Raw genomic sequence first — 22,097 nt, 5'->3', positions numbered from 1 at the left:
CCCGAAACCGCAGAGGTGCAGCAACCCGCGTCGGCCGCGCGCTCCCGGAGGTGCTAGCCGTAGCCGCCGTGCACGGGATTGTGGCTGCGCACCGCCATCACCAGCCCGAAACCGGCCAGCAGCGAGACGGCCGACGTACCGCCATAGCTGATCAACGGCATCGGCACGCCCACCACCGGCAACAGACCCGAGATCATTCCGCCATTGACCAGCACGTAGACGAAGAACGCCAGGCCGGTGGCACCGGCCAGCAGCCGCGAATAGGAGTCGCGCGACTGGCTGGCAATCCACAGGCAGCGCCCGATCACCACCAGGTACAGCGCCAGCACGACGGCCACGCCGATCCAGCCGAATTCCTCGCTCAACACCGAGAATGCAAAGTCGGTGGTCTGCTCGGGAATGAAGTTCAGGTGCGACTGCGAGCCTTCGCCCCAGCCCTTGCCGTCGAACCCGCCGGAACCGATCGCGATCTTCGACTGGATGATGTTCCAGCCCGCGCCCAGCGCATCCATTTCCGGGTCGAGGAACATCATGATGCGGTCCTTCTGGTAGGGCCGCAGCAGCCAGAACCAGGCCAGCGGCGCAACCGCGGCCACGCCGCCCACGCCCAGCCCCACCCACCACCATGGCAACCCGGCCAGCAGCAGCACGAACACGCCGCTGGCGGCGATCAGCACGCCCGTGCCGAAGTCCGGCTGCAGCATCACCAGACCGGTCGGCACGCCGATGATGACCAGCGACACCAGCACCGTATTGATGCGTGGTGGCAAGGGCACCCGGTGCAGGTACCAGGCCACCATCATCGGCAGGCTCACCTTCAGCAGTTCAGCCGGCTGCAGGTAGAAGAACTTCAGGTCCAGCCACTGCCGGCCGTATTTGCCGGTACCGAGCACGAACACCGCCAGCAACGGGATCATCGAGATCGCGTAGATCATCGGCGTCGCCGAACGGATGCGCAGGATCGGTACCCGCGAGATGGCCCACAGCGCGACCATGCCCACGGCGAAGCGGGCGCCCTGCGCCATTACCAGGCTGTCGCCGCCTGCACTCTTCAGCGTGGCCAGGCCGATCATCATCAGCGCGCCCAGGGCAAGGCACAGCACCCAGTCCAGCGTGCTGAAGAAGCGCCGCAGCATGTCCCCGGCCCATCGCAGGAAGGCCTTCATCGCGTCGCCTCCGTGGCCGCCGGTGGACGCGGCGCGGCAGGCAGTGCCGGTGCCGGCGCAGCGGGTGTTCCCGGCTGCGGCTGGGGCTGCGGGACCGCAGCGCCGATCAGCACCGGATGCTCACCGACCTGTGCGGCGGCAGCATCCCCCGCCTGGCGGGCGCCCACGTCCTCGTTGTCGAAAGCGGTCGCACCGATGGCGGTGGTGCCGCGTTCGCTGTCCAGCGGCTGGATGCCATCGGGCATCTTGCCCAGCAGCCAGGCATCGAACACCTTGCGTGCGATCGGCGCAGCTGCCGAGCCGCCGTAACCGCCGCCTTCCACCGCGATCGCCAATGCGATCACCGGCTGATCAGCCGGCGCGAAGCCAACGAACAGCGCACGGTGGCGCAGGTGCATCGGCAGGCTCTTGGGATTCACCGCTGCCGTGCCACGGCGGCTGACCACCTGCGCGGTGCCGGTCTTGCCGGCCATCACGTACGGCGCCCCGACCGCCACCCGCCAGCCGCTGCCGCCGGGCTGCATGGTCGCCATCATGCCTTCGCGCACGGCCTGCACGTTGTTCGGATTGGGGCTGACCGGCTTGCTGTCGCGTGCCGGCACCCCGGTCCACTCTGCGTCGAACCCTTCGCGCTGCTGGATGACCAGGTGCGGCGTGCGCAGCTGCCCGCTGGCCAGACCGCTGACGCCCCGCGCCAGCTGCAGCGGGGTGACCTTCCAGTCGCCCTGGCCGATGCTGATGTTGACCGTATCGCCGGGGTACCACGCTTCCTTGCGGGTCTTCCGCTTGTACGCCGGTGACGGCAGGATGCCGCCGATCTCGCCGGTCAGGTCGATGCCGGTCGGCTGGCCGAAACCGTAATAGTCCATGTAATGGTCGAAACGCTCGATGCCCAGGTCCAGCGCCAGCCGGTAGTAATAGGTATTGACCGAATTTGAGATCGACTTGCGCAGGTCGGTCCAGCCATGGCCGCCACGGTTGGCATCGCCCCAGCCGCGGCTGGTGCCGGGCAGGTAGAACATGCCGGTGGACAGGATCTTGTCTTCCGGGCGGCGCACACCGGCGTCCAGACCGGCCAGTGCGATCAGCGGCTTGAGCGTCGAGCCGGGCGCCACGCCGCCCAGTACGAGGCGGTTGAACTGCGGGCGCGACGGATTGTCGTTCAACGCTTTGAAATCGGCGTGGGAGATGCCGTTGACGAACAGGTTCGGGTCGTACGACGGCAGGCTGACCATCGCCAGGACCTCGCCCGTGCGCGGGTCCATCGCGACCGCCGAGCCTTCCTGGTCGCCGAAGGCGGCAACCATCGCCCGCTGCAGGTCGGCGTCGATCGACAGGCGCAGGTCGACACCGGACTGCGCGGCAACGCGGCCGATGGTGCGGATCGCACGGCCCTGCACGTTGGTCTCCACCTGCTCGTAACCGACCTTGCCGCGCAGCTGCTGCTCGTAATAACGCTCCAGGCCCGACTTGCCGATGTGGGTCAACGCGGCATTGCCCTCGCCAAGGATCTCCAGATCCTTGTCATCGACACGACCGACGTAGCCGATGATATGCGCGAACAGATCGCCGTACGGATAACGACGGGTCAGGTAGGGCTCCAGCTCGACACCCGGGAAGCGCCAGCGATCGACGGCGAAGCGTGCCATCTCATCGTCGGTCATGCGCAGCTTGAGCGTGACCGGCAGGAACTTCCGGCGCGCCTTGCGCGACTTGTTGAACGCCTCCAGCTCTTCCGGACTGATCTCGATGATCTTTGCCAGTCCTTCCAGCGTGGCATCCATGTCCTTGACCTTGTCCGGGGTCACGTCCAGGCGGAAAGCCGGCACGTTCTCGGCCAGCAGGCGGCCGTTGCGGTCGTAGATCATGCCGCGCCCCGGCACCACCGGCCGCGGCTTGATGCGGTTGGCTTCCGAACGGGTGGCGTAGATGTCGTGGTCCAGCACCTGCAGCTTGAAGTACCAGCCGCCCAGCCCGAGCAGGCAGACCAGCACCCCCAGGAAACCCAGCGCCGCACGACGGCGGAACTGCTCGGCTTCGGCGTGCGGGTTCTTGACCTGGCGGCGCGGAATCATGGCTCAACGCCCGCGTTTGCCGAAACGCACCGCGTCCAGCAGCACGAATACCAGCGGCCACAGGCCCATGCCCAGCAGCGGCGCCCACCAGTACGACCACGGCAGCGTCGGCTCATCCACCACGATGTGCACCAGCGCGCTGACGATGCGGTCGTTGAACAGCAGGCCACCAATGGCGAGCATCTGCTGGGACATCGGGAAGAAGCGGATGCGGGCGCGGAAGCGCTGCAGGATGAAGGCCAGCATCACCAGGCGCAGCGCTTGTTCACCCAGCACCCCGCCATACAGCAGGTCGGCGACAACGCCACTGGCGAATGCGATGCCGAGACCAACGCGCTCGGGCGTTTCGATCACCCAGTACGCCAGCACCAGCGCCAGCCAGTACGGGCGCAGCGGCTGCAGCAGGGCCGGCAACGGCAGCAGGCCCAGCAGCAGGGCCACCACCAGACTGGCCGGCAGCACCCAGGGATTGTCGCGCAGGCGGCTCATCGCTGGACCTCTGCGGCGGCGGCCGGTCCGGCTGCCGGCTGCGGATCCGGGGCGGTCGAAGACGCCGGAGTGACGGCCGGCGCCGACGGCTGCCCTGCGCGGGTGTCTGCCGGTGCTGCTGACGGTGCTGCTGCCGGAATTGACGGGACCGGCACGGTAGCCGCATTGGCTGGCCCGCCCGGCGCGGTGTCCTCCAGCTGCAGGCGTACTTCCGGCGGGATGCGGATCGCTGCGCCCGGGCGCAGCAGCAGCACATCGCGGCCGCGGTCGAGCTGTGCGGCCGGCTTCAGCTCACCGACCAGGAAGGCATGGGTGTCATCCGGGCGCAGCGCGGTGATGGTGCCGACCGGGAAACCGGCCGGGAAACGGCCACCGAGACCGGAGGTGACGATCTCATCGCCCACTTCCACCCCGGCACTGAGCGGGATGTCGCGCAGTTCCAGCGTATCGCCGCGACCGTAGACGATCAGGCGGACACCGTTGCGGGCCACGGTCACCGGCACGGCATGGTCGGGGTCGGTCAGCAGCAGCACGGTGGAGGTGCCGCCGGTAACGCTGATCACCTGGCCCATCAGCCCACCGGCGTCGATCACCGCCTGGCCGACATGCACTCCCTCGCGGCTGCCTGCATCGAGTACCAGACGCTGTTTCACCGGATCCAGGTCGATATCGAGGATCGGCGCCAACTGCACGTCCAGTCCGCTGCGCTCGGCCACGTTCAACAGTTCGCGCAGCTGGGCATTGTCCAGCGCAGCGGTCTGCAGACGGGTCAGGCGGGCGTTGGCCAGCAGCAGCTGGTTGCGCAGCTCGCGGTTCTCGCTGACCAGCTGGCTGTGGCTGGCCGCGTTGTCCTTGACCTGGCTGCCCAGCTTGCCCGGCAGGCCTGCCAGGGCCCAGACCGGCTGCACCAGGGTGTTGGCCTGTTCACGCAGGCGCGCCAGCCAGCCGGCCTGGTCGTCGAGGACGATCAGGGTGATGGCCAGCGCGAGATAGGCCAGCAGCCGCAGCGGGCTGGCGGCATCACCGGATCGGGAAGCAACGGGAGGACCGGCGTAGGGCGGCACGGCAACGATTCAACTGGCAGAAGGCGGAGGGGAAACACGCGGACGCCCCGCCGGTGCCGGCCCGCCAACGCGACGGGCCGCACCCCGGAGGGGCGCTGCGGGCAGGAACGGCCGGGACAGCTTATTCCGGCGCAAAGAACTCGTTGCCGTGCATGTCGACCAGCTCCAGCGCACGACCGCCGCCGCGGGCCACGCAGGTCAGCGGATCGTCGGCCACCTGCACGTGCAGGCCGGTCTCCTCGGAGATCAGGCGATCCAGGTCACGCAGCAGGGCGCCACCACCGGTCAGCACGATGCCGCGCTCGGCGACGTCGGCGCACAGTTCCGGCGGCGTCTGCTCCAGGGCCAGCTTGACCGCGCTGACGATGCCCGACAGGGGTTCGTGCAGGGCTTCGAGCACTTCGTTGGAGCTGATCTTGATCATCTTCGGCACGCCCTCGGCGAGGTTGCGGCCGGAAATCTCCAGCTCCTGCACCTCTGCCTGCGGGTAGGCACAGCCCAGCTCCACCTTGATGCGCTCGGCCGTGGCTTCACCGATCAGCATGCCGTGGTTGCGGCGCACGTAGTTGGTGATCGACTCATCGAAGCGGTCGCCACCGATGCGGACGGAGGCCGAATAGACGATGCCGTTGAGGGAGATGACCGCCACTTCGGTGGTGCCACCGCCGATATCGATGACCATCGAGCCACGGGCTTCGGTGACCGGCATGCCGGCGCCGATCGCAGCGGCCATCGGCTCTTCGATCAGGTACACGTCGCGGGCACCGGCTTCCTCGGCCGATTCCTTGATCGCACGACGCTCGACCTGGGTCGAGCCGGCCGGCACACAGACCAGCACGCGCGGACTCGGGCGCAGCACGCGGGACTTGTGCACCTTCTTGATGAAGTGCTTGAGCATCGCCTCGGTATAGGTGAAGTCGGCGATGACGCCATCCTTCATCGGGCGGATGGTGGTGATGTGGCCCGGGGTACGGCCCAGCATCTGCTTGGCCTCGGCACCGACGGCTGCCACCGAGCGGGTGCCACCGATGGCACGGTCCTGGCGCACGGCCACGACCGAAGGCTCATTCAGCACGATCCCCTGCCCGCGCACGTAAATGAGGGTGTTGGCCGTGCCCAGGTCGATGGACAGGTCATTGGAGAACATGCCACGGAGTTTCTTGAACATCTGAGGAAGGAGTCCTGAGGGGTGTCGTGCCCGCCGCGGGATGGCGAAAAAATGGGCAGAAATCGAGGCCGACAAGCCTAGCAACCCGCCTGCCGCCGAGCAAGGAAAAATCCAGCTGAACCCGCGTCTTCACAGGCTTTGGGCCTGATCCGGCATCACCCGCTTCTGGCCCTGAGCGGCACCAGCGGGTAACCTTTGCGCCGTCGGGCGCCCAAGGGCGCCGTTTGCTTGCCCGTCGAAGCGGGCAGGCCCACCCCAAAATTCACCGCATAGGCTTACATCGATGTCCGCTCTGATCTGTGGTTCTCTTGCCTTCGACACCATCATGGTGTTTCCGGACCAGTTCAAGAATCACATCCTGCCGGACAAGGTGCACATCCTGAACGTGTCGTTCCTGGTCCCGCGGATGCGCCGCGAGTTCGGCGGCTGCGCCGGCAACATCGCCTACAACCTGCACCTGCTGGGCGGCCACCCGATCCCGATGGGCACGGTCGGCTCGGACTTCGGCCCGTACCGCGAGTACTTCGATGGCCTGGGCATCGACCTGTCGCGCGTGCGCGTGATCGATGAGCTGTTCACCCCGCAGGCCTTCATCACCACCGACCACGACAACAACCAGATCACCGCCTTCCACCCGGGCGCGATGATGCGCTCCTACGAGAACCACGTGCGTGGCGTGCCGGGCGTGACCCTGGGCCTGGTCGGCCCGGACGGCCGCGAAGGCATGATCCAGAACGCGCTGGAATTCCACGAGGACGGCATCCCGTTCATCTTCGACCCGGGCCAGGCCATGCCGCTGTTCAACGGCCCGGAGCTGCGCCAGTTCATCGAGCAGGCCGACTACGTGGTGGTCAACGACTACGAGTCGAACCTGCTGCAGGAACGCACCGGCTGGGACGAGAAAGAAATCGTCAGCCGCGTGCAGGCCTACATCACCACCCGTGGCCCGAAGGGCGCGGTCATCCACACGCCGGACAAGAGCTACGACATCCCGCCGGCGCACGAGCGCCGTGTGGTCGATCCGACCGGCTGCGGCGATGCCTTCCGCGCGGGCCTGATCTACGGCATCCAGAAGGGCTACGACTGGCTGACCATCGGCCGCATGGGCAACCTGATGGGCGCACTGAAGGTCGAGCACCCGGGCACCCAGAACCAGCGCTTCACCTTCGATGAGTTCAACGAGCAGTTCAAGCAGCAGTTCGGTTACGCGCTGGGCGCGTAAACCGAACTGCCCGCGCATCTGCTCGGTGGGTGTCGACCTGGGTCGACACTGCCGGCCAGCGGCCGGCACCACCGGAACTTCCGACCGACACGTTGCCTGCTGTCTGTAGAGCCGAGCCCATGCTCGGCTTGCGCGCGCCAGCGCGATCTGACCGCAGAGCAGCCGAGCGTGGGCTCGGCTCTACACGGTCATGCGCCCTGCCACGCTGCCAACAGGGCGCGGCAATCGGCGAAGTGCCAATCCGCGCGGCCCGGCCACGGGTTGTCAGGCAGGTTGACCAGCACGGTGTGGGTGCCGGCGGCACGGCCGCAGTCCAGATCATAGGCGTGGTCACCCACCATCACCGCCTGCGCGGCGGCAACGCCCCAGCGCCGCAGGTGCTGCTGCAGGCCATCCGGCGAGGGCTTGGGCACCGCTTCATCACGGCCGACGATGTCGGCATCGTCGAACAACGCCCCGACCCCGATCGCCTCCAGCGTCAGCTTCGCCAGCGCATGGTCGTTACGGGTCAGGATGCCCAGCCGGCACCCGGCGGCCGCCAGCGCGCGCAGCAGCGTCACCGCGCCCGGCGCGGGCAGCGCGTCCTCGGCCAGCGCGCGCTCATGGTCCAGCAACCACTCACGCTTGGCCTGCGCCGATGCGTCAGGCAGCGCCGCGATATGGTCGAGGATGTCTTCCTCGGCGGCGATCTCCAATGCGCGGCGGATCGCGGCAAAATCATGCACGGCGACGGTCAGCGTTCCGTCCATGTCGAACACCCAGTGGCGGATCGCGGGCAGCGCCTGCGCGGCCGTGGCCGCGCCCGGCATCACTGCCACCACGACGGCATGCGGCTTGCGTCCACGCCCCCGGTCTCGAACACCGCCGTGCGGGTGCCGCCGGCCTTGACCGGGAACTCGATGCTGATCGACCTGCCCTTGCGCGCCAGCTTCCACAGCGCCTTCTGATCGGTGATGAACAGCGCAATCGCCTCATCGGTCTGCGGCCGCCAGGCGGCCATCGACACCGGCTTGCCGTCGTCCACGGTCACCTTCACCGTACACTGCGGGCAGCGGAAATCGCCCGCCTGCAGCACCAGGTAGGCGTGCCGCTTCCACTCCGGGTGATCGCGGAACACCAGCTGCACCGGCTTTGCGCCGCTGCCATCCACGTCCACCCGTTCCTTGCTGTAGATCTGCGCCGAAATCTGGTTGCCCTTGTTGCCGACCGGGATCTGGTTGTACTGCCACAGCGCCTGCATGCGGCGCAGGTCGCGCGCGGCATCGCCCTTGGCCTTGACCTCGTCGAAGCCTGCGGCGATGCGCTCGGCGGCGGCCGTGTCCTTGTACTCATCCAGCAGCGCGGCGCCATGCAGTCGCGCGCGCTCCCAGTCCTGCGCGGCGACGGCCATGTCGTACTGCTTGGCCACGTCCTCGGCCTTGGCTTCCTTCTGCGCCTGAACGGCGGCCGCGGCGGCTTCCTGCGCCTTGCGCTCTTCTTCGGGATTGCTGCAGGCGGCCAGGGCCAGGGTGCAGGCGGTGAGCAGGATCAGTCGTTTCATGGCAGAGGTCCTTCGTGTTTTTCGCATGCTTGCAAAGTCGCGCATGGCTCGACTCTACAAAAAAAGCGCCGGGCAGTGCCCGGCGCTTGTTCTTACTTGGCTTCGGCCTTGGCCAGCATGTCCTGGACCGAGGCAGTGGTGATCGGATGGTAGCCCGGCTTGGCCTTCTCGAAGGCCTGCTTGGCCAGCTCCAGCCCCTTCGGCGTCTTCACCAGTTCGGCGTAGATCGGCAGGATCAGCTTGCGACGGCCGACACGCTCGATGAATGCCGCCGCGGCCTCATTGGCCGGCTCGTAGCCGCTGCGGATGGCCAGCGGATACCAGCGCATGGCGATCTCGCCATTCGGCGTGCCCGTGAAGTGGAAGGCCTTGTCCAGCGTGGCCAGCGTGTCCAGCGGCTGGGTCGTGCCCAGGCCGTCGATGAAGCGCACCCACTCCTGGGTGCTCCAGTCAGCGATGACCTGGCTGCTGGGCACGGTGCCGGCGCTGGTGAAGGCGATGCGCGCGGTATCGACGCTGCTGAAGTTGCGCGACTGCGCCTTGGCCGCGAACGCCGGGATGCCCGGCTCGTCCAGCCATGCCTTCAGTTCGGCTTCCGTCACTGCCGACGGGTTCTTCGGCAGCAGGTTCTTCTTCAGGTACTCGACGAACTGGTCGGTATTCGCGCTCTGGAAGGCGTGGTCATCGAACCAGCCGCGCAGGAACGGATCGAAGGTCTCGCGGCCGAAACGCTGTTCCAGGAACTCCAGGAACCAGGAACCCTTGACGTAGGCCACCTGGCTCAGGGCTTCATCGGGGTCACGCTCGTTCAGCGGCGGCAGCGCCAGCGCCTGGTCGGCGGGGCTCATGTCCTTCACTTCCGCCAGCAGATCGGTCTGGTCGATCTGCCGCTCCATTTCGGCCATCTCCTTGCCGTACAGCGCTTCGGTGATGCGGCCCTGGACGTAGGTGGTGAAGCCCTCGTTGAGCCAGATGTCCTTCCAGCTGGCGTTGGTCACCAGGTTGCCCGACCAGCTGTGCGCCAGTTCGTGGGCGACCAGTGAAACCAGCGATTTGTCGCCGACGATCACGGTCGGGGTGGCGAAGGTCAGGCGCGGGTTCTCCATGCCGCCGAACGGGAACGACGGCGGCAGCACCAGCATGTCGTAACGGCCCCAGCGGTACTCGCCGTACAGCTTCTCGGCGGCACCGATCATCTTCTCGGTGTCCTCGAATTCCTTGGCCGCCTTGCCGACCATGGTCGGTTCGGCCCAGACGCCGGAGCGGCCGGAGATCGGCTCGAACACCAGGTCGCCGGCGGCGATCGCCAGCAGGTAGGACGGGATCGGCTGCGGCATCTTGAAGGTGTAGTCACCATCACGCGCGGCCTTGGGGTCGTTGTCGGCGCTCATCAGCACCATGACGTCCGGGCGCGAGACCACGTGCGCGCTGTAGGTGAAGCGCACGCTCGGGGTGTCCTGCAGCGGCACCCAGGAACGGGCATGGATGGCCTGCGACTGGCTGAACATGAAGGGCAGCTTCTTGCCTTCGGTCATCGACGGCGCCAGCCACTGCAGGCCCGAGGCGGTCGGCGCGGTGTGGTAGGTCACCTCGACCTTGGCCGGCTGCTGCGGGGCCTCGATGGTCAGCTTGCTGCCGAACACCTTGTCGGCCGCCGCCAGCTCGAACTTCAGCGGGCTGCGCGCGCCGTCAGCGGCAACGGCTTCGACCTTGGACACGGTCAGCTCGCGGGTGTCGAGCACCAGCTGCGTGGCGTCCTTCTGCTTCCATTCCAGGGTGTAGGTCGCGGTACCGCCGATCTGCTTCTGGTCGAAGTCCAGCTTCAGGTCCAGCGCGATGTCCTTGATGACGACCTTGTCCGGCTCGGCGTACGAGCTTTCGTCGTGGCTGCGGTTCTCGGCGTTCACGGGAGCGGCGGGGGCCTTTTCGGCAGTCGGGGCGGCGGCGGGCGCGGCCGCCTCCTGGGAGCAGCCGGCGGCCAGGGCCACGGCCAACGGAAGGAGCATCAGCGGATTGCGCATGAATCGGGACCGTTACGGGGAGCAAACCCCAATGGTACCTCCCTCCGGCCCCGCAGGCGTTGCGCGGTGCGGGGTAAGGCGGCCAAGGCCGATCCTGCGGCGGCGCCCTGGGTAGGTGCCAACCTTGGTTGGCACGGATCCATCAACGCATGTGGCAGGCCCGTGCCGACCAAGGTCGGCACCTACCAGAGCGGATGACCGCAGCGGCCGAGTGCCAACCAAGGTTGGCACCCACCAAGGGCAAGGCTTACAGCTTGTAGCCGGAGTGGATCGACACGATGCCGCCGGTCAGGTTCTTGTAGTGGCAGCGCTCGAAACCGGCCTCGCCCATCATGGCCTTCAGCTCGTCCTGCGGCGGATGCTTGCGGATGCTCTCGGCCAGGTACTGGTAGCTGTCCGAATCATTGGCGAACAACTTGCCCAGCTTCGGCAGGATCTTGAACGAGTGGAAGTCGTAGATCGGCTTGAACCAGTCGGCGGTGACCTCGGAGAACTCCAGCACACGCGCCTGGCCACCGACCTTGAGCACGCGGTACATCTCGCGCAGGCCGGCATCCTTGTCGGTCACGTTGCGCAGGCCGAAGGCGATGGTGACCAGGTCGAAGCTGTTGTCCGGGAACGGCAGGGCCTCGGCATTGCACTGGACGTAGTCCAGGCCCAGCACCAGGCCGCGGTTGGTGAGGCGATCACGGCCCACCGACAGCATGCCGGCATTGATGTCGCCCAGAACCACCGAACCTTCGGCGCCGACGCGCTCCTTCAGCAGGGCGGCAATGTCGCCAGTGCCCCCCGCGAGGTCAAGCACGCGGTCACCGGGCTTCACCTGCGCGGTCGCCACGTAGTAACGCTTCCACGCCCGGTGCACGCCCAGGCTCATCAGGTCGTTCATCAGGTCGTAGTTGCGCGCGACCGAGGTGAACACCTGCCCGACCAGCTTCTGCTTGTCCTTGGCGGCGACGTCGCGGAACCCGAAATGGGTGGTACCGGATTTGTAGGGGGATTCGCTCATGCCCCGATTATCGCACCGCCAGGGCCGCTGCGGGGGAACGGCGCCTTATCATGGCAGCCCATGACCTTCCGGAGCCCCGCATGATCACCACACCTGATTACCAGGCCCTGCTGCAGACCGCCATCGCCGAAGCCCGCCAGGGCCTGGCCGAGGGCGGCGTGCCGATCGGCGCGGCGCTGTACCACAACGACGGTCGCCTGCTCGGCTGCGGCCACAACCGCCGGGTGCAGGAAGGCGATCCCTCCGTGCACGGCGAGACCGACGCCTTCCGCAAGGCCGGGCGCCAGCGTCGCTACCGCGACACGATCATGGTGACCACCCTGGCCCCGTGCTGGTACTGCTCGGGACTGGTGCGCCAGTTCAACATCGGCACCGTGGTGGTCGGCGAGTCCCGCACGTTCCAGGGCGGCATCGACTGGCTGCGCGAAAACGGCGTCAATGTGATCGACCTCGACAGCCAGGAATGCGTCGACCTGCTCGGGAGCTTCATTGCGCAATATCCCGAGATCTGGAACGAAGACATCGGCGAATGAGTGCCGTGGACTGACCCCAGCCCGCGTTTAATGAATGCTTCATCCGCGGCAGGCCCTTGTGCAGTCAGCGTCTGCGGCGTTCGATGTGACGCGCTGCGCACTCCGTCGGCACGCATGCACACGCCGCGGTAACACCCCACCGCTCCGGCACGCCTACGGTGGGGTTACCGGGGCCCCCTACCCCGGCGGAGCCAGCCATGTGCGCGCACGCTGCAAGCCCCACGCCCAATCTGATCCTTGACGGAATCCGCGCCCGCCTGCGGGGCCAATATCGGTTGCATCGGCGCGGTGCCCTGTTCTGGACCGCTTATCAGAGCATGCAGCTGGAACTGGTGCGCGACCATCCACGCGACCACGTCCGCCTGTGCAACGCGATGGCGGACATCGCTGAAGACCTCGGCGTGGTCGAGCACGCCCAACTGATCGGCAATCGCAACGCTGTTTCCACATTGCGATGACACCGCTTCCACCGGTGATCAGGCAACACTGCGATTCCCCCCACTCCACGTCCACCTCAACCGATTGGATCGACATGCACACTGAAGTCCCTGCCATTCCCCCGGTCATCGACGTCGATGCGGAACTCGAGCACTGGCGCCGCCAGCATGCCGACGGTGCGCTGCCTCATAATTCGTTCGGTTCCTACGTACCCTGGATCAAGTTCGCCTGCGATTCGCTGATCACCCAGCCGCGCGCCAGCAACGAGCAGCGTGACGAGATGTTCCAGACCCAGTATGCGCTGCAGATCATGCCGCGGCTGAGCGAAGCACAGGCCCGCGAGTTCGTCGACCGCTGCTGGCAGCACGTCTACCAGGCCAGCCGCGTGCGCCTGCAGGACGCACCGCGGCTGCGCGCCTGAGCAGGCCTGCTGCACGCGGGCTGCACGGCCACGCGCCGATCATCACGTCACCCCAGCGGGACGACGACGATGAAAGCAAGAAACCTGTTCAATACCATCGCCAAGAAGGCCGCGGCCGCCACCGGCTCTCCGTGGACCTTTCTGGGTGCAGTAGCCATCGTGGTGGTGTGGGGCATCTCCGGTCCGGTGTTCGGTTTCAACGACACCTGGCAGCTGGTCATCAACACCGGCACCACCATCATCACCTTCCTGATGGTCTTCCTGATCCAGCACACGCAGAACGCCGATACGGCGGCGATGCAGATCAAGCTGGACGAACTGATCCGGGCCACCGCGGAAGCCAACAACGAGCTGCTGGATCTGGAAGAACTGGACGAACAGCGGCTGGAAGAGATCCGCGCCGAGTATGAGCGGATGGCACGCGAAGCCGGCGACGCGCTGGCCCGTGTGCGGGCCTGCCACACGGTGCGCCGTGATGACGAAGCGGTGTAGCCCTGACGCGACGACCTGCGAACGCCTGATCGAAGCGCCGCCGGGTATGACCCGGCGCTACCGGGATCTCACCGACAGGTGTGGCCTGCGTCAGACTTTGCGAATGTCTGATCGAAGCGCCGCCGGGTATGACCCGGCGCTACCGGAATCCGCGCCGTGCCATGCCCGGCGCGACCCGTCAGCTGCGTTCGTGCCAGCCGCCGCCCAGCACCTTGTACAGGGTGATGCGGTTGGCCTGCTGGGCCAGCTGCGCCTGCAGCCGCGTCTGCTGCGCGCTGTAGGCCGTACGACGCGCGTCGAGCAGGCTGACGAAGCTGTCCAGGCCGGCGTCATAGCGTGCCTGCGACAGCCGGTTGGCCTGCTCGGCCGCGTCGACCAGACGCTGCTGGGCGCTGACCTGCTCATCCAGGCTTACGTTCATCGCCAGCGCATCCGCCGCTTCGCGGAAGCCGTTCTGGATCGCCTTCTCGTACTGCGCCAGTGCAATGTCACGATCTGCATTGGCGATGTCGAGATTGGCACGCAAACGGCCGCCCTGGAAGATCGGCAGGGTGATCTTCGGCAGGAAGCTCCACACGCGCGTGCCGCTGTCGAAGAGGTTCGACAGTTCATTCGATCCGCTGCCGATGCTGCCTGTCAGCGAAATGCTCGGGAAGAACGCTGCGCGGGCAGCGCCGATGTTGGCGTTGGCGGCCAGCAACTGGTGTTCGGCCGCCATGATGTCCGGGCGCAGCAGCAGCACGTCGCTGGGCAGGCCGGCCGGTGGTGGCGCCAGTGCCAGCAATTGCGGCTCGATGCCATCCGGCAGCAGAGCCGGGTCGACCTGGCCACCGGCCAGCAGCGCCAGGGCATTGCGGTCCTGCGCGAGCTGGCCGCGCAGGCGTGCGGCATCGGTGCGCGCGGTTTCGACCAGGGTGCGGGTCTGGGTCAGTTCCAGTGCTGAACTGCCGCCACGTTCATGGCGTGCTTCTGCCAGGCGCAGCGAATCCTCATAGGTCTTCAGCGTCGCTTCGGCGATCTTCAGCTGCTGGCTGTCGGCGCCGTAGGTCAGCCACGCCGTTGCCGTCTCGGCCACCAGGCTCAGCTGTGCATTACGGCGGTTGGCGGCGATGGCAAAGTACTGCTGCAGGGCTGCTTCGCTGAGGTTGCGCACGCGGCCGAACAGGTCCAGCTCGAATTCGGCCACACCGACGCCGGCAGTGAACTGCTCGGTGACTCCCGCATCCGTGCCTGTTCGCTCCATCTGCCCGGTGATGGCCACACCCGGCACCCGGTCGGCGCGCTGCACCCGGTACTGGCCGCGTGCGCGCTCGACATTGAGCACGGCCACACGCAGGTCGCGGTTGTTGTCCAGCGCCTGGCCGATCACCTGCTGCAGGCGTGGATCGGTGAAGAAGTCACGCCAGCCCAGCGTGGCCACATCGGCAACCTGGCCCTGCGTGGCCTCTGCCGGCCACTGCGCAGGAATCGCCGGGGCAACGGCCGTGTCCTTCGGCGCGAGGGTGGAGCAGCCGGCGACCGTGAGCACGGCGGCCAGGGATACAGCAAGAGAAGAGAATTTCATGGCGACACCTTGGGGGTCACGGTGGTAGCGCCGGGCCGTTCCCGGCAGCTACGTGGTAAGGCATCCGCCGGGCATGGCCCGGCGCTGCCGGATTCCATCACTCGGCGGTCCTGCGTTTGAACACGCGCTGCACCACCACGAAGAACAGCGGCACGAAGAACACGCCCAGCGCGGTGCCGACGATCATGCCGCCCAGCACGCCGATGCCGATGGCCTGCTTGGCGCCGGAACCGGCACCGGTGGAGATCGCCAGCGGCACCACGCCCATGCCGAATGCAAGCGAGGTCATCACGATGGGACGCAGGCGATCGCGCACGGCATGCATGATCGATTCGATCAGGCCGGCCCCCTTCTCCAGGTTTTCCTTGGCGAACTCGACGATCAGGATCGCGTTCTTGCTGGTCAGGCCCACCGTGGTCAGCATTGCCACCTGGAAGTAGATGTCGCGCTCCAGGCCCTTGAAGGTGTTGGCCAGCACCGCGCCGAGGATACCCAGCGGGGCGGCCAGCAGCACGGCCGTCGGAACACTCCAGCTTTCGTACATCGCGGCCAGGCACAGGAACACGATCATCAGCGACAGCGTGTACAGCAGCGGGGTCTGCGAGCCGGCCTGGCGTTCCTGGTAGGACATCGCGGTCCACTCGATGCCGAAGCCCGCCGGCAGCTGCTTGGCCAGCTGCTCGATCTCGGCCATGGCGTCACCGGAGGCGACTCCCGGGGCCGGTTCGCCCTGGATTTCCATTGCCGACACGCCGTTGTAGCGCTCCAGGCGCGGCGAGCCGTAGTCCCAGTGCTTGCTGGCGAAGGCGCTGAACGGAACCATCTCGCCCTTGTCGTTCTTCACCGACCAGAGATCGAAGTCCTCCGGTACCATGCGGAACGGCTGGTCGGCCTGCACGAACACGCGCTTGACGCGGCCACGATCGACGAAATCATCGATGTAGGCGCTGCCCCATGCGGTGGCCAGGGTGGTATTGACCTGGGCGATCGACAGCCCCAGCGACGTTGCCTTGGCCACGTCGATGTCGATGCGGAACTGCGGCGTGTCTTCCTGTCCGTTCGGGCGGACGTTGGCCAGCTTCTTGCTGCCGGCCGCCAGGCCGAGCAGCTGGTCACGCGCGGCCACCAGTGCATCGTGGCCTTGGCCGCTGTTGTCCTTCAGGAAGAAGGTGTAGCCCGAAGCAGTGCCCAGCTCCGGGATCGCCGGCGGCGGGAAGGCGAAGATGAAGGCGTCCTTGATCCCACCCAGCGCAGCCATGGCGCGGCCGGTGATCGGCATCACGCCGTTGTCGGCGTCACGCTCGCTCCAGTCCTTCAGCTTGACGAAGGCCATGCCCGCGTTCTGGCCCATGCCGGCGAAGCTGAAGCCCTGCACCGAGAACACCGACTCGACCGCCGCCTTCTCGTTCTCCAGGAAGTGGTTCTCCAGTGCCGCGATCGATTCCAGGGTACGTTCCTGGGTGGCGCCGACCGGGGCCTGCACCAGCGCCATCAGCACGCCCTGGTCTTCATTGGGCAGGAACGAGCTGGGCAGGCGCACGAACAGAACCGCCATCAGTACGAACAGCGCGGCGACGATGCCCATGAAACGCCACGGACGATTCAGGATGCCGCGTACACCACGCTGGTAGCTTTCGCTGGTGCGGTCGAAACCCCGGTTGAAGCCGTTGAAGAAGCGACCGGCCAGGCCGCGGTGGGCGACATGATGCTCGCCCTTCTTCAGCGGCTTGAGCAGGGTGGCGCACAGCGCCGGGGTCAGTACGATCGCGACCAGCACCGACAGCGCCATCGCCGAAACGATCGTGGCCGAGAACTGCCGGTAGATCACGCCGGTGGAGCCACTCATGAAGGCCATCGGCACGAAGACAGCCGACAGCACCAGGCCGATGCCAACCAGTGCACCGGTGATCTGGCCCATCGACTTGCGGGTGGCCTCCAGCGGCGACAGGCCCTCCTCGGACATGATGCGCTCGACGTTCTCCACCACCACGATGGCGTCGTCCACCAGCAGGCCGATCGCCAGCACCATCGCGAACATGGTCAGCATGTTCACCGAGAAGCCGAGCATCGCCAGTACGCCGAACGTGCCCAGCAGCACCACCGGCACGGCGATGGTCGGGATCAGGGTGGCGCGGAAGTTCTGCAGGAACAGATACATCACCACGAACACCAGCACGATCGCTTCGATCAGGGTCTGCACGACGCCCTTGATCGACACGCGTACGAACGGCGTGGTGTCGTACGGAATCTCGGCCTTCAGGCCGGCCGGGAAGAAGTTCTTCAGGTCGTCCAGCGCAGCATCCACGCCGGCGGCGGTGTCGAGCGCATTGGCGCCGGTGGCCAGGGTGACGGCCAGGCCGCTGGCCGGCTGGCCGTTGTAGCGGGTGACGAAGTCGTAGGATTCCGCGCCCAGCTCGACGCGGGCGACATCACCCAGGCGCAGTTCGGCACCGTCCTGCGCACCGCGCACGACGATGTTGCGGAACTGCTCCGGCGTCTGCAGGCGCGACTGCGCATTGATCGTGGCGTTGAGCTGCTGGCCCTTGACCGAGGGCGCGCCGCCCAGCTGGCCGATCGCCACCTGTGCGTTCTGTGCCTGGATCGCTGCGGTCACTTCCGGCACCGACAGGCCATAGGTATGCAGCTTGTTCGGGTCCAGCCAGATGCGCATGGCGTACTTGCCGCCGAAGACCTGGATGTTGCCCACGCCCGGGACCCGGCTCAGGCGATCGACGACATTGGAGCCGACGTAATCGGCGATGTCGTTGGCATCCATGCTGCCGTCTTCGGAGACGAAGGCGATCACGTTCAGGAAGCCCGAGCTGGACTTGGCCACGTTGATGCCCTGCCGCTGCACTTCCTGCGGCAGCAGCGGCATGGCCAGCTGCAGCTTGTTCTGCACCTGCACCTGCGCGATGTCCGGATTGGTACCGCTCTCGAAGGTCAGGGTGATGGTCGCCTGGCCGTTGGCCGAGCTGTTGGAGGAGAAGTAGATCAGGCCATCAAGGCCCTTCATGTTCTGCTCGATGATCTGCGTCACCGAGTCTTCGACCACTTTGGCCGAGGCACCCGGGTAGGTGGCGCTGATTTCCACCGCCGGCGGAGCGACGTTGGGATACATCGAGACCGGCAGCTTGAACAGGGCCAGGCCGCCGGCGAGCATGATGATGATGGCGATGACCCACGCGAAGATGGGTCGATCGATGAAAAAGCGTGCCATGGAATTCTCCGCTTACTTCGCGTCGCCGGCCGGAGCCGCAGGCGGGGCAGCGGCCGGCTTGGCCGGTGCGGCGCCCTTTTCGGTGGCGTTGACCGGCATGCCGGGGCCGATCTTCTGCAGGCCTTCGACGATGACCTTGTCGCCGGGCTTCAGGCCATCCTCTACCAGCCACTTGTCGCCGATGGTGCGGCTGACCTTGACCGGGCGGACTTCGACCTTGCTGTCCTTGCCGACCACCATCGCCGTGGTGTCACCCTTGGCATCGCGGGCGATGCCCTGCATCGGCACCAGCACCGCGTCGCTGCGCACGCCGCCACCGATCACTGCGCGCACGTACATGCCCGGCATCAGCAGGCCATCGGGGTTTTCCACCTTGACCCGCAGGCCGAAGCTGCCGGTGGCTGGATCGACGCTGACTTCGGAGAACTCCAGCGTGCCCTTGTGCTCGAAAGCGCTGCCGTCTTCCAGCAGGATGCTGACCGGCGTCTGCTGGTTGTCCTGCAGGCGGCCGGCGGCCAGCTCGCGGCGCAGCTGCAGCAGCTCGGCCGAGGACTGGGTGAGGTCGACATAGATCGGATCCAGCTGCTGCACTGTGGCCAGGGCGTCGGCCTGGCCGGCGTTCACCAGCGCACCCTGGGTGACGCTGGACTTGCCGATGCGGCCGCTGATGGGCGCGGTGATGCGGGCGTAGCCCAGCGTGACGTTGGCCGAATCCAGCGAAGCCCGGGCGGCGCCGACATCGGCCTCGGCCTGCTTCTGCGCGGCTACGGCGTTTTCCAGATCCTGCTGGCTGACCGCATCGACCTTGGCCAGCTCGGTGATGCGCTTGGCACTCAGGCGCGCGGCGTTGGCCGTGGCTTCGGCGCGGGCCAGCTGTGCGCGGGCACTGTTGGCCTGGGCGCGGTAGCTGGCGTCATCCAGCTGGTACAACGGCTCGCCGGCCTTGACCATGCCGCCCTCGGTAAACAGGCGCTTGGCCACGATGCCGCTGACCTGCGGACGGACTTCGGCCACCAGGAAGGCATTGGTCCGGCCCGGCAACTCGCGGGTCAGGCCCACGGTCTCGGACTTCAGCGTGACCACGCTGACCTGGCCGGGCCCCTGTTCGGGGGCCTGGGGTTCGCCGCCACAGGCGGCCACGGTCGTGGCGATGGCCAGCGACAGCGCAAAGGGTCGGATTCGGCTCAGCAACATGGGGAAGGCTCTTGGAAGGAAGAATCTCAGCAGGCACTGATACGGCGGACACCTCCCGGGAACGGGTTGAGGCCTCACGTACAACGCCCACCCGGGCAGGCATGGGTGCCGGAACAGGACAGCCACGCACACGACGGGAACGATGGAGGTGAAATATACATACATGCTTGTTTGTTTGTAAACAGGTACAATTCAGCCACGTTTCACCCGTACTCGTACCCATGGCCCGCAAGACCAAAGAGGACACCCAGGCAACCCGGGAAGGCATCCTTGACGCCGCCGAAGCCTGCTTCCATGAACATGGCGTGGCCCGTACCACGCTGGAGATGATCGGTGCCCGCGCCGGCTATACCCGCGGCGCCGTGTACTGGCACTTCAAGAACAAGGGCGAGGTGCTGGCCGCGATCATCGAACGGGTGCACCTGCCTTTCATGCAGGAACTGGAGCGCACCTCCACCGAGCAGCGCGATACGCCGGTGCATGATCTGCGCGCGGTGATGATCCATTCCTTCATCGAGCTGTCCGAAGACGAGCGCCTGCGCAAGACCATGGAGATCATGCTGCGCAGCGATGCTTCGGCCGACACCAAGGTGCTGACCGAACTCCAGCAGGCCGGTTTCCGCGACGCGCTGGACCGGATGGAGCGTGCGCTGCGACGCGCGCAGGCGCTGGGCCAGCTGCGCGAAGGCGCCGACCCGAAGATCGCCGCGCGCATGCTGCACGCGACCGTGCTGGGGGTGCTGCATGGCGCGATGGTCGAGCCGGATCTGATGGATCTCCAGCGCGACGGCATGCTCGCGCTGGACATGACCCTGGCCGCCTACGTGAAGGAAGGCGTGTTCGAGCCGGGCACCGTACCTGCGCCGTTGCCGGAGGCCTGAGCGCACAGGGGTCGGATCCCTCAAACAAGAAGGCCGCCTTTCGGCGGCCTTCTGCGTTACAGGATGTAGCGGCTCAGGTCCGGATCCTGCACCAGTTCACCCAGATGCGCATCGACGTAAGCGCTGTCGATGGCCAGGGTCTCGCCATCGCGGTCAGGCGCTTCGTAGCTGAGCGAATCCAGCAGGCGCTCCAGTACCGTATGCAGGCGGCGGGCACCGATGTTCTCCTGGCGCTCGTTCACCTGGAAGGCGATCTCGGCCAGGCGGTCGATGGCGTCGGCAGTGAAGCTGACCTTGACGCCTTCGGTGGCCAGCAGCGCTTCGTACTGCTTGGTCAGCGCCGCCTTCGGCTCGGTCAGGATGCGCACGAAATCACCCTTGCTCAGCGCGCCCAGTTCCACGCGGATCGGGAAACGACCCTGCAGCTCCGGAATCAGATCGCTCGGCTTGGCCAGATGGAAGGCACCGGAAGCGATGAACAGGATATGGTCGGTCTTGATCGTGCCGTACTTGGTCGACACGTTCGAGCCTTCCACCAGCGGCAGCAGATCGCGCTGCACGCCTTCACGCGAGACGTCGCCACCACCCACGTTGTCACCGCGCTTGGCAACCTTGTCGATCTCGTCGATGAAGACGATGCCATGCTGCTCGCAGGCTTCGATCGCCGCAGTGCGGATATCGTCCTCGTTGACCAGCTTGCCGGCTTCTTCCTCCAGCAGCAGCGGGCGTGCCGCCTTGATGGTCAAGGTGCGCTTGTGCGCCTTGGCACCACCGCCGAGATTGGCGAACATGGACTTCAGCTGCTGGCCCATCTCCTCCATGCCCGGCGGCGTCATGATGTCCATGCTGACGTTGGCGGCCAGATCCAGTTCAATCTCGCGCTCGTCCAGCTCACCATTGCGCAGCATCTTGCGGAACTTGATGCGGGTTTCGTTGTCCTGTGCCGACGGCTCGTTGCGCGCCACTTCCGGGTCGAAACCGATGCCGCCGCTGCGGCGTGGCAGCAGCGCATCGAGAATGCGGTCTTCGGCACGTTCTTCGGCCTGGGTGCGCACGCGCACCTTGGCCTGCTCGCGGTACAGCTTGACCGCGGTATCGGCCAGATCGCGGATGATCTGTTCGACGTCCTTGCCGACGTAGCCGACCTCGGTGAAACGGGTCGCTTCGACCTTCACGAACGGCGCATTGGCCAGCGTGGCCAGGCGACGCGCGATCTCGGTCTTGCCGACGCCGGTCGGGCCGATCATCAGGATGTTCTTCGGCATGACCTCGTTGCGCAGCTCGGCCGGCAGCTGCATGCGGCGCCAGCGGTTGCGCAGGGCGATGGCCACGGCGCGCTTGGCGTCATGCTGGCCAACGATGTGCCGATCCAGCTCCTGCACGATCTCGCGCGGCGTCATGGTGGCGGAGGAAACTTCGATCTTCGACATGGATGGGCTCACGAATGCGTTGTCGATGACACCGGAACCAGACGGCCCGGCCGGTAGCGGCGGGGCCGGGCCGGCGGGGGGGTTTTGAGGTTACCCATGCCGCGGGGGTGGTGGGCCAAAAGGGGCGGCCAGGGGCGTGGTCTGGCACCGCGCCCACGCCCAGCCCACCC

The 22,097-nt window shown here is 66.7% G+C and carries 19 protein-coding genes; 6 read left to right on the top strand and 13 right to left on the bottom strand.

All coding sequences use genetic code 11. The features are described 5' to 3' along the window. Positions 1–53 precede the first annotated feature (53 nt). The 5 genes from rodA to ACVOMM_RS16105 form a co-directional block, all read right to left on the bottom strand. A complete protein-coding gene (gene rodA / locus ACVOMM_RS16125; protein WP_481526495.1) occupies positions 54–1,166 on the bottom strand; it encodes a rod shape-determining protein RodA in 1,113 nt (370 codons plus the stop codon). After that, a complete protein-coding gene (gene mrdA, locus ACVOMM_RS16120) occupies positions 1,163–3,241 on the bottom strand; it encodes a penicillin-binding protein 2 (RefSeq protein WP_481526494.1) in 2,079 nt (692 codons plus the stop codon). Before mrdA ends, rodA begins: the two co-directional genes overlap by 4 nt. A 3-nt stretch (positions 3,242–3,244) precedes the next feature. Continuing rightward, positions 3,245–3,730, bottom strand: coding sequence for a rod shape-determining protein MreD (mreD, locus tag ACVOMM_RS16115; protein ID WP_053519639.1), 486 nt, complete (start codon positions 3,728–3,730; stop codon positions 3,245–3,247). Further along, complete coding sequence (gene mreC, locus ACVOMM_RS16110; protein WP_180876840.1) at positions 3,727–4,794, bottom strand: rod shape-determining protein MreC; 1,068 nt, start codon at positions 4,792–4,794, stop codon at positions 3,727–3,729. Before mreC ends, mreD begins: the two co-directional genes overlap by 4 nt. A gap of 121 nt (positions 4,795–4,915) precedes the next feature. Further along, positions 4,916–5,962, bottom strand: a complete 1,047-nt coding sequence (locus ACVOMM_RS16105; RefSeq protein ID WP_005411077.1) for a rod shape-determining protein — start codon at positions 5,960–5,962, stop codon at positions 4,916–4,918. Positions 5,963–6,245: 283 nt separating this feature from the next. On the opposite strand from ACVOMM_RS16105, the gene ACVOMM_RS16100 reads away from it, so the two are divergent. Next, positions 6,246–7,184: a carbohydrate kinase family protein gene (locus ACVOMM_RS16100; protein WP_053519641.1), complete on the top strand. Its 939-nt coding sequence runs from the start codon at positions 6,246–6,248 to the stop codon at positions 7,182–7,184. 188 nt (positions 7,185–7,372) lie between these two features. Here ACVOMM_RS16100 and ACVOMM_RS16095 read toward each other — a convergent pair whose 3' ends face one another. The 4 genes from ACVOMM_RS16095 to ubiE all read right to left on the bottom strand — a co-directional run bounded on the left by ACVOMM_RS16095 (position 7,373) and on the right by ubiE (position 11,754). Then, positions 7,373–7,993, bottom strand: a complete 621-nt coding sequence (locus ACVOMM_RS16095; RefSeq protein ID WP_180876852.1) for an HAD family hydrolase — start codon at positions 7,991–7,993, stop codon at positions 7,373–7,375. Further along, positions 7,993–8,724, bottom strand: coding sequence for a hypothetical protein (locus ACVOMM_RS16090; protein WP_065175168.1), 732 nt, complete (start codon positions 8,722–8,724; stop codon positions 7,993–7,995). Before ACVOMM_RS16090 ends, ACVOMM_RS16095 begins: the two co-directional genes overlap by 1 nt. A gap of 92 nt (positions 8,725–8,816) precedes the next feature. Continuing rightward, positions 8,817–10,745 (bottom strand): M1 family metallopeptidase, encoded by a 1,929-nt coding sequence (locus ACVOMM_RS16085; RefSeq protein ID WP_111186200.1) that lies wholly within the window; start codon positions 10,743–10,745, stop codon positions 8,817–8,819. Between the two features lie 247 nt (positions 10,746–10,992). Next, positions 10,993–11,754 carry a bifunctional demethylmenaquinone methyltransferase/2-methoxy-6-polyprenyl-1,4-benzoquinol methylase UbiE gene (ubiE, locus tag ACVOMM_RS16080; protein WP_053520441.1) on the bottom strand — a complete coding sequence of 254 codons (762 nt, stop codon included), beginning with the start codon at positions 11,752–11,754 and terminating at the stop codon, positions 10,993–10,995. A gap of 80 nt (positions 11,755–11,834) precedes the next feature. Between ubiE and ACVOMM_RS16075 the strand changes: the two genes are divergently transcribed. The 4 genes from ACVOMM_RS16075 to ACVOMM_RS16060 all read left to right on the top strand — a co-directional run bounded on the left by ACVOMM_RS16075 (position 11,835) and on the right by ACVOMM_RS16060 (position 13,638). Next, positions 11,835–12,287, top strand: a complete 453-nt coding sequence (locus ACVOMM_RS16075; RefSeq protein ID WP_197571616.1) for a nucleoside deaminase — start codon at positions 11,835–11,837, stop codon at positions 12,285–12,287. Between the two features lie 197 nt (positions 12,288–12,484). After that, positions 12,485–12,745, top strand: a complete 261-nt coding sequence (locus ACVOMM_RS16070) for a hypothetical protein (protein ID WP_180876838.1) — start codon at positions 12,485–12,487, stop codon at positions 12,743–12,745. A gap of 74 nt (positions 12,746–12,819) precedes the next feature. Further along, positions 12,820–13,146 (top strand): hypothetical protein, encoded by a 327-nt coding sequence (locus ACVOMM_RS16065; RefSeq protein WP_065175172.1) that lies wholly within the window; start codon positions 12,820–12,822, stop codon positions 13,144–13,146. 69 nt (positions 13,147–13,215) lie between these two features. Then, positions 13,216–13,638, top strand: coding sequence for a low affinity iron permease family protein (locus ACVOMM_RS16060; RefSeq protein WP_053520445.1), 423 nt, complete (start codon positions 13,216–13,218; stop codon positions 13,636–13,638). A gap of 178 nt (positions 13,639–13,816) precedes the next feature. Here the strand turns inward: ACVOMM_RS16060 and smeF are convergent, their stop codons facing one another. The 3 genes from smeF to smeD form a co-directional block, all read right to left on the bottom strand. Next, positions 13,817–15,202 carry a multidrug efflux RND transporter outer membrane subunit SmeF gene (gene smeF, locus ACVOMM_RS16055; protein ID WP_164150669.1) on the bottom strand — a complete coding sequence of 462 codons (1,386 nt, stop codon included), beginning with the start codon at positions 15,200–15,202 and terminating at the stop codon, positions 13,817–13,819. Positions 15,203–15,299: 97 nt separating this feature from the next. Further along, positions 15,300–18,422 carry a multidrug efflux RND transporter permease subunit SmeE gene (gene smeE, locus ACVOMM_RS16050; RefSeq protein WP_053520172.1) on the bottom strand — a complete coding sequence of 1,041 codons (3,123 nt, stop codon included), beginning with the start codon at positions 18,420–18,422 and terminating at the stop codon, positions 15,300–15,302. A 12-nt stretch (positions 18,423–18,434) separates the two neighbouring features. Next, on the bottom strand, positions 18,435–19,616 hold the full coding sequence (gene smeD, locus ACVOMM_RS16045; RefSeq protein ID WP_065175174.1) for a multidrug efflux RND transporter periplasmic adaptor subunit SmeD: 1,182 nt from the start codon (positions 19,614–19,616) through the stop codon (positions 18,435–18,437). 221 nt (positions 19,617–19,837) lie between these two features. On the opposite strand from smeD, the gene ACVOMM_RS16040 reads away from it, so the two are divergent. Continuing rightward, positions 19,838–20,497: a TetR family transcriptional regulator gene (locus tag ACVOMM_RS16040; RefSeq protein ID WP_065175175.1), complete on the top strand. Its 660-nt coding sequence runs from the start codon at positions 19,838–19,840 to the stop codon at positions 20,495–20,497. A gap of 56 nt (positions 20,498–20,553) precedes the next feature. Here ACVOMM_RS16040 and hslU read toward each other — a convergent pair whose 3' ends face one another. Continuing rightward, positions 20,554–21,927: an ATP-dependent protease ATPase subunit HslU gene (hslU, locus tag ACVOMM_RS16035; RefSeq protein ID WP_053520175.1), complete on the bottom strand. Its 1,374-nt coding sequence runs from the start codon at positions 21,925–21,927 to the stop codon at positions 20,554–20,556. Between the last annotated feature and the right edge of the window lie 170 nt (positions 21,928–22,097).

Source organism: Stenotrophomonas sp. STEN009, from assembly GCF_056760395.1.
The sequence above is the reverse complement of the archived record's forward strand: the minus strand, read 5'-3'. Positions and strand labels throughout refer to the sequence as shown.

Excerpts from the sequence above, each read along its gene's own strand:
- rodA (WP_481526495.1), bottom strand. The coding sequence starts at position 1,166 with ATGAAGGCCTTCCTGCGATGGGCCGGGGACATGCTGCGGCGCTTCTTC.
- mrdA (WP_481526494.1), bottom strand. The coding sequence starts at position 3,241 with ATGATTCCGCGCCGCCAGGTCAAGAACCCGCACGCCGAAGCCGAGCAG.
- smeF (WP_164150669.1), bottom strand. The coding sequence starts at position 15,202 with ATGAAATTCTCTTCTCTTGCTGTATCCCTGGCCGCCGTGCTCACGGTC.
- hslU (WP_053520175.1), bottom strand. The coding sequence starts at position 21,927 with ATGTCGAAGATCGAAGTTTCCTCCGCCACCATGACGCCGCGCGAGATC.
- mreD (WP_053519639.1), bottom strand. The coding sequence starts at position 3,730 with ATGAGCCGCCTGCGCGACAATCCCTGGGTGCTGCCGGCCAGTCTGGTG.
- ACVOMM_RS16085 (WP_111186200.1), bottom strand. The coding sequence starts at position 10,745 with ATGCGCAATCCGCTGATGCTCCTTCCGTTGGCCGTGGCCCTGGCCGCC.
- smeE (WP_053520172.1), bottom strand. The coding sequence starts at position 18,422 with ATGGCACGCTTTTTCATCGATCGACCCATCTTCGCGTGGGTCATCGCC.
- ACVOMM_RS16040 (WP_065175175.1), top strand. The coding sequence starts at position 19,838 with ATGGCCCGCAAGACCAAAGAGGACACCCAGGCAACCCGGGAAGGCATC.
- ACVOMM_RS16065 (WP_065175172.1), top strand. The coding sequence starts at position 12,820 with ATGCACACTGAAGTCCCTGCCATTCCCCCGGTCATCGACGTCGATGCG.
- ubiE (WP_053520441.1), bottom strand. The coding sequence starts at position 11,754 with ATGAGCGAATCCCCCTACAAATCCGGTACCACCCATTTCGGGTTCCGC.
- ACVOMM_RS16070 (WP_180876838.1), top strand. The coding sequence starts at position 12,485 with ATGTGCGCGCACGCTGCAAGCCCCACGCCCAATCTGATCCTTGACGGA.
- ACVOMM_RS16095 (WP_180876852.1), bottom strand. The coding sequence starts at position 7,993 with ATGCCGGGCGCGGCCACGGCCGCGCAGGCGCTGCCCGCGATCCGCCAC.
- ACVOMM_RS16100 (WP_053519641.1), top strand. The coding sequence starts at position 6,246 with ATGTCCGCTCTGATCTGTGGTTCTCTTGCCTTCGACACCATCATGGTG.
- ACVOMM_RS16105 (WP_005411077.1), bottom strand. The coding sequence starts at position 5,962 with ATGTTCAAGAAACTCCGTGGCATGTTCTCCAATGACCTGTCCATCGAC.
- ACVOMM_RS16060 (WP_053520445.1), top strand. The coding sequence starts at position 13,216 with ATGAAAGCAAGAAACCTGTTCAATACCATCGCCAAGAAGGCCGCGGCC.
- smeD (WP_065175174.1), bottom strand. The coding sequence starts at position 19,616 with ATGTTGCTGAGCCGAATCCGACCCTTTGCGCTGTCGCTGGCCATCGCC.
- ACVOMM_RS16090 (WP_065175168.1), bottom strand. The coding sequence starts at position 8,724 with ATGAAACGACTGATCCTGCTCACCGCCTGCACCCTGGCCCTGGCCGCC.
- ACVOMM_RS16075 (WP_197571616.1), top strand. The coding sequence starts at position 11,835 with ATGATCACCACACCTGATTACCAGGCCCTGCTGCAGACCGCCATCGCC.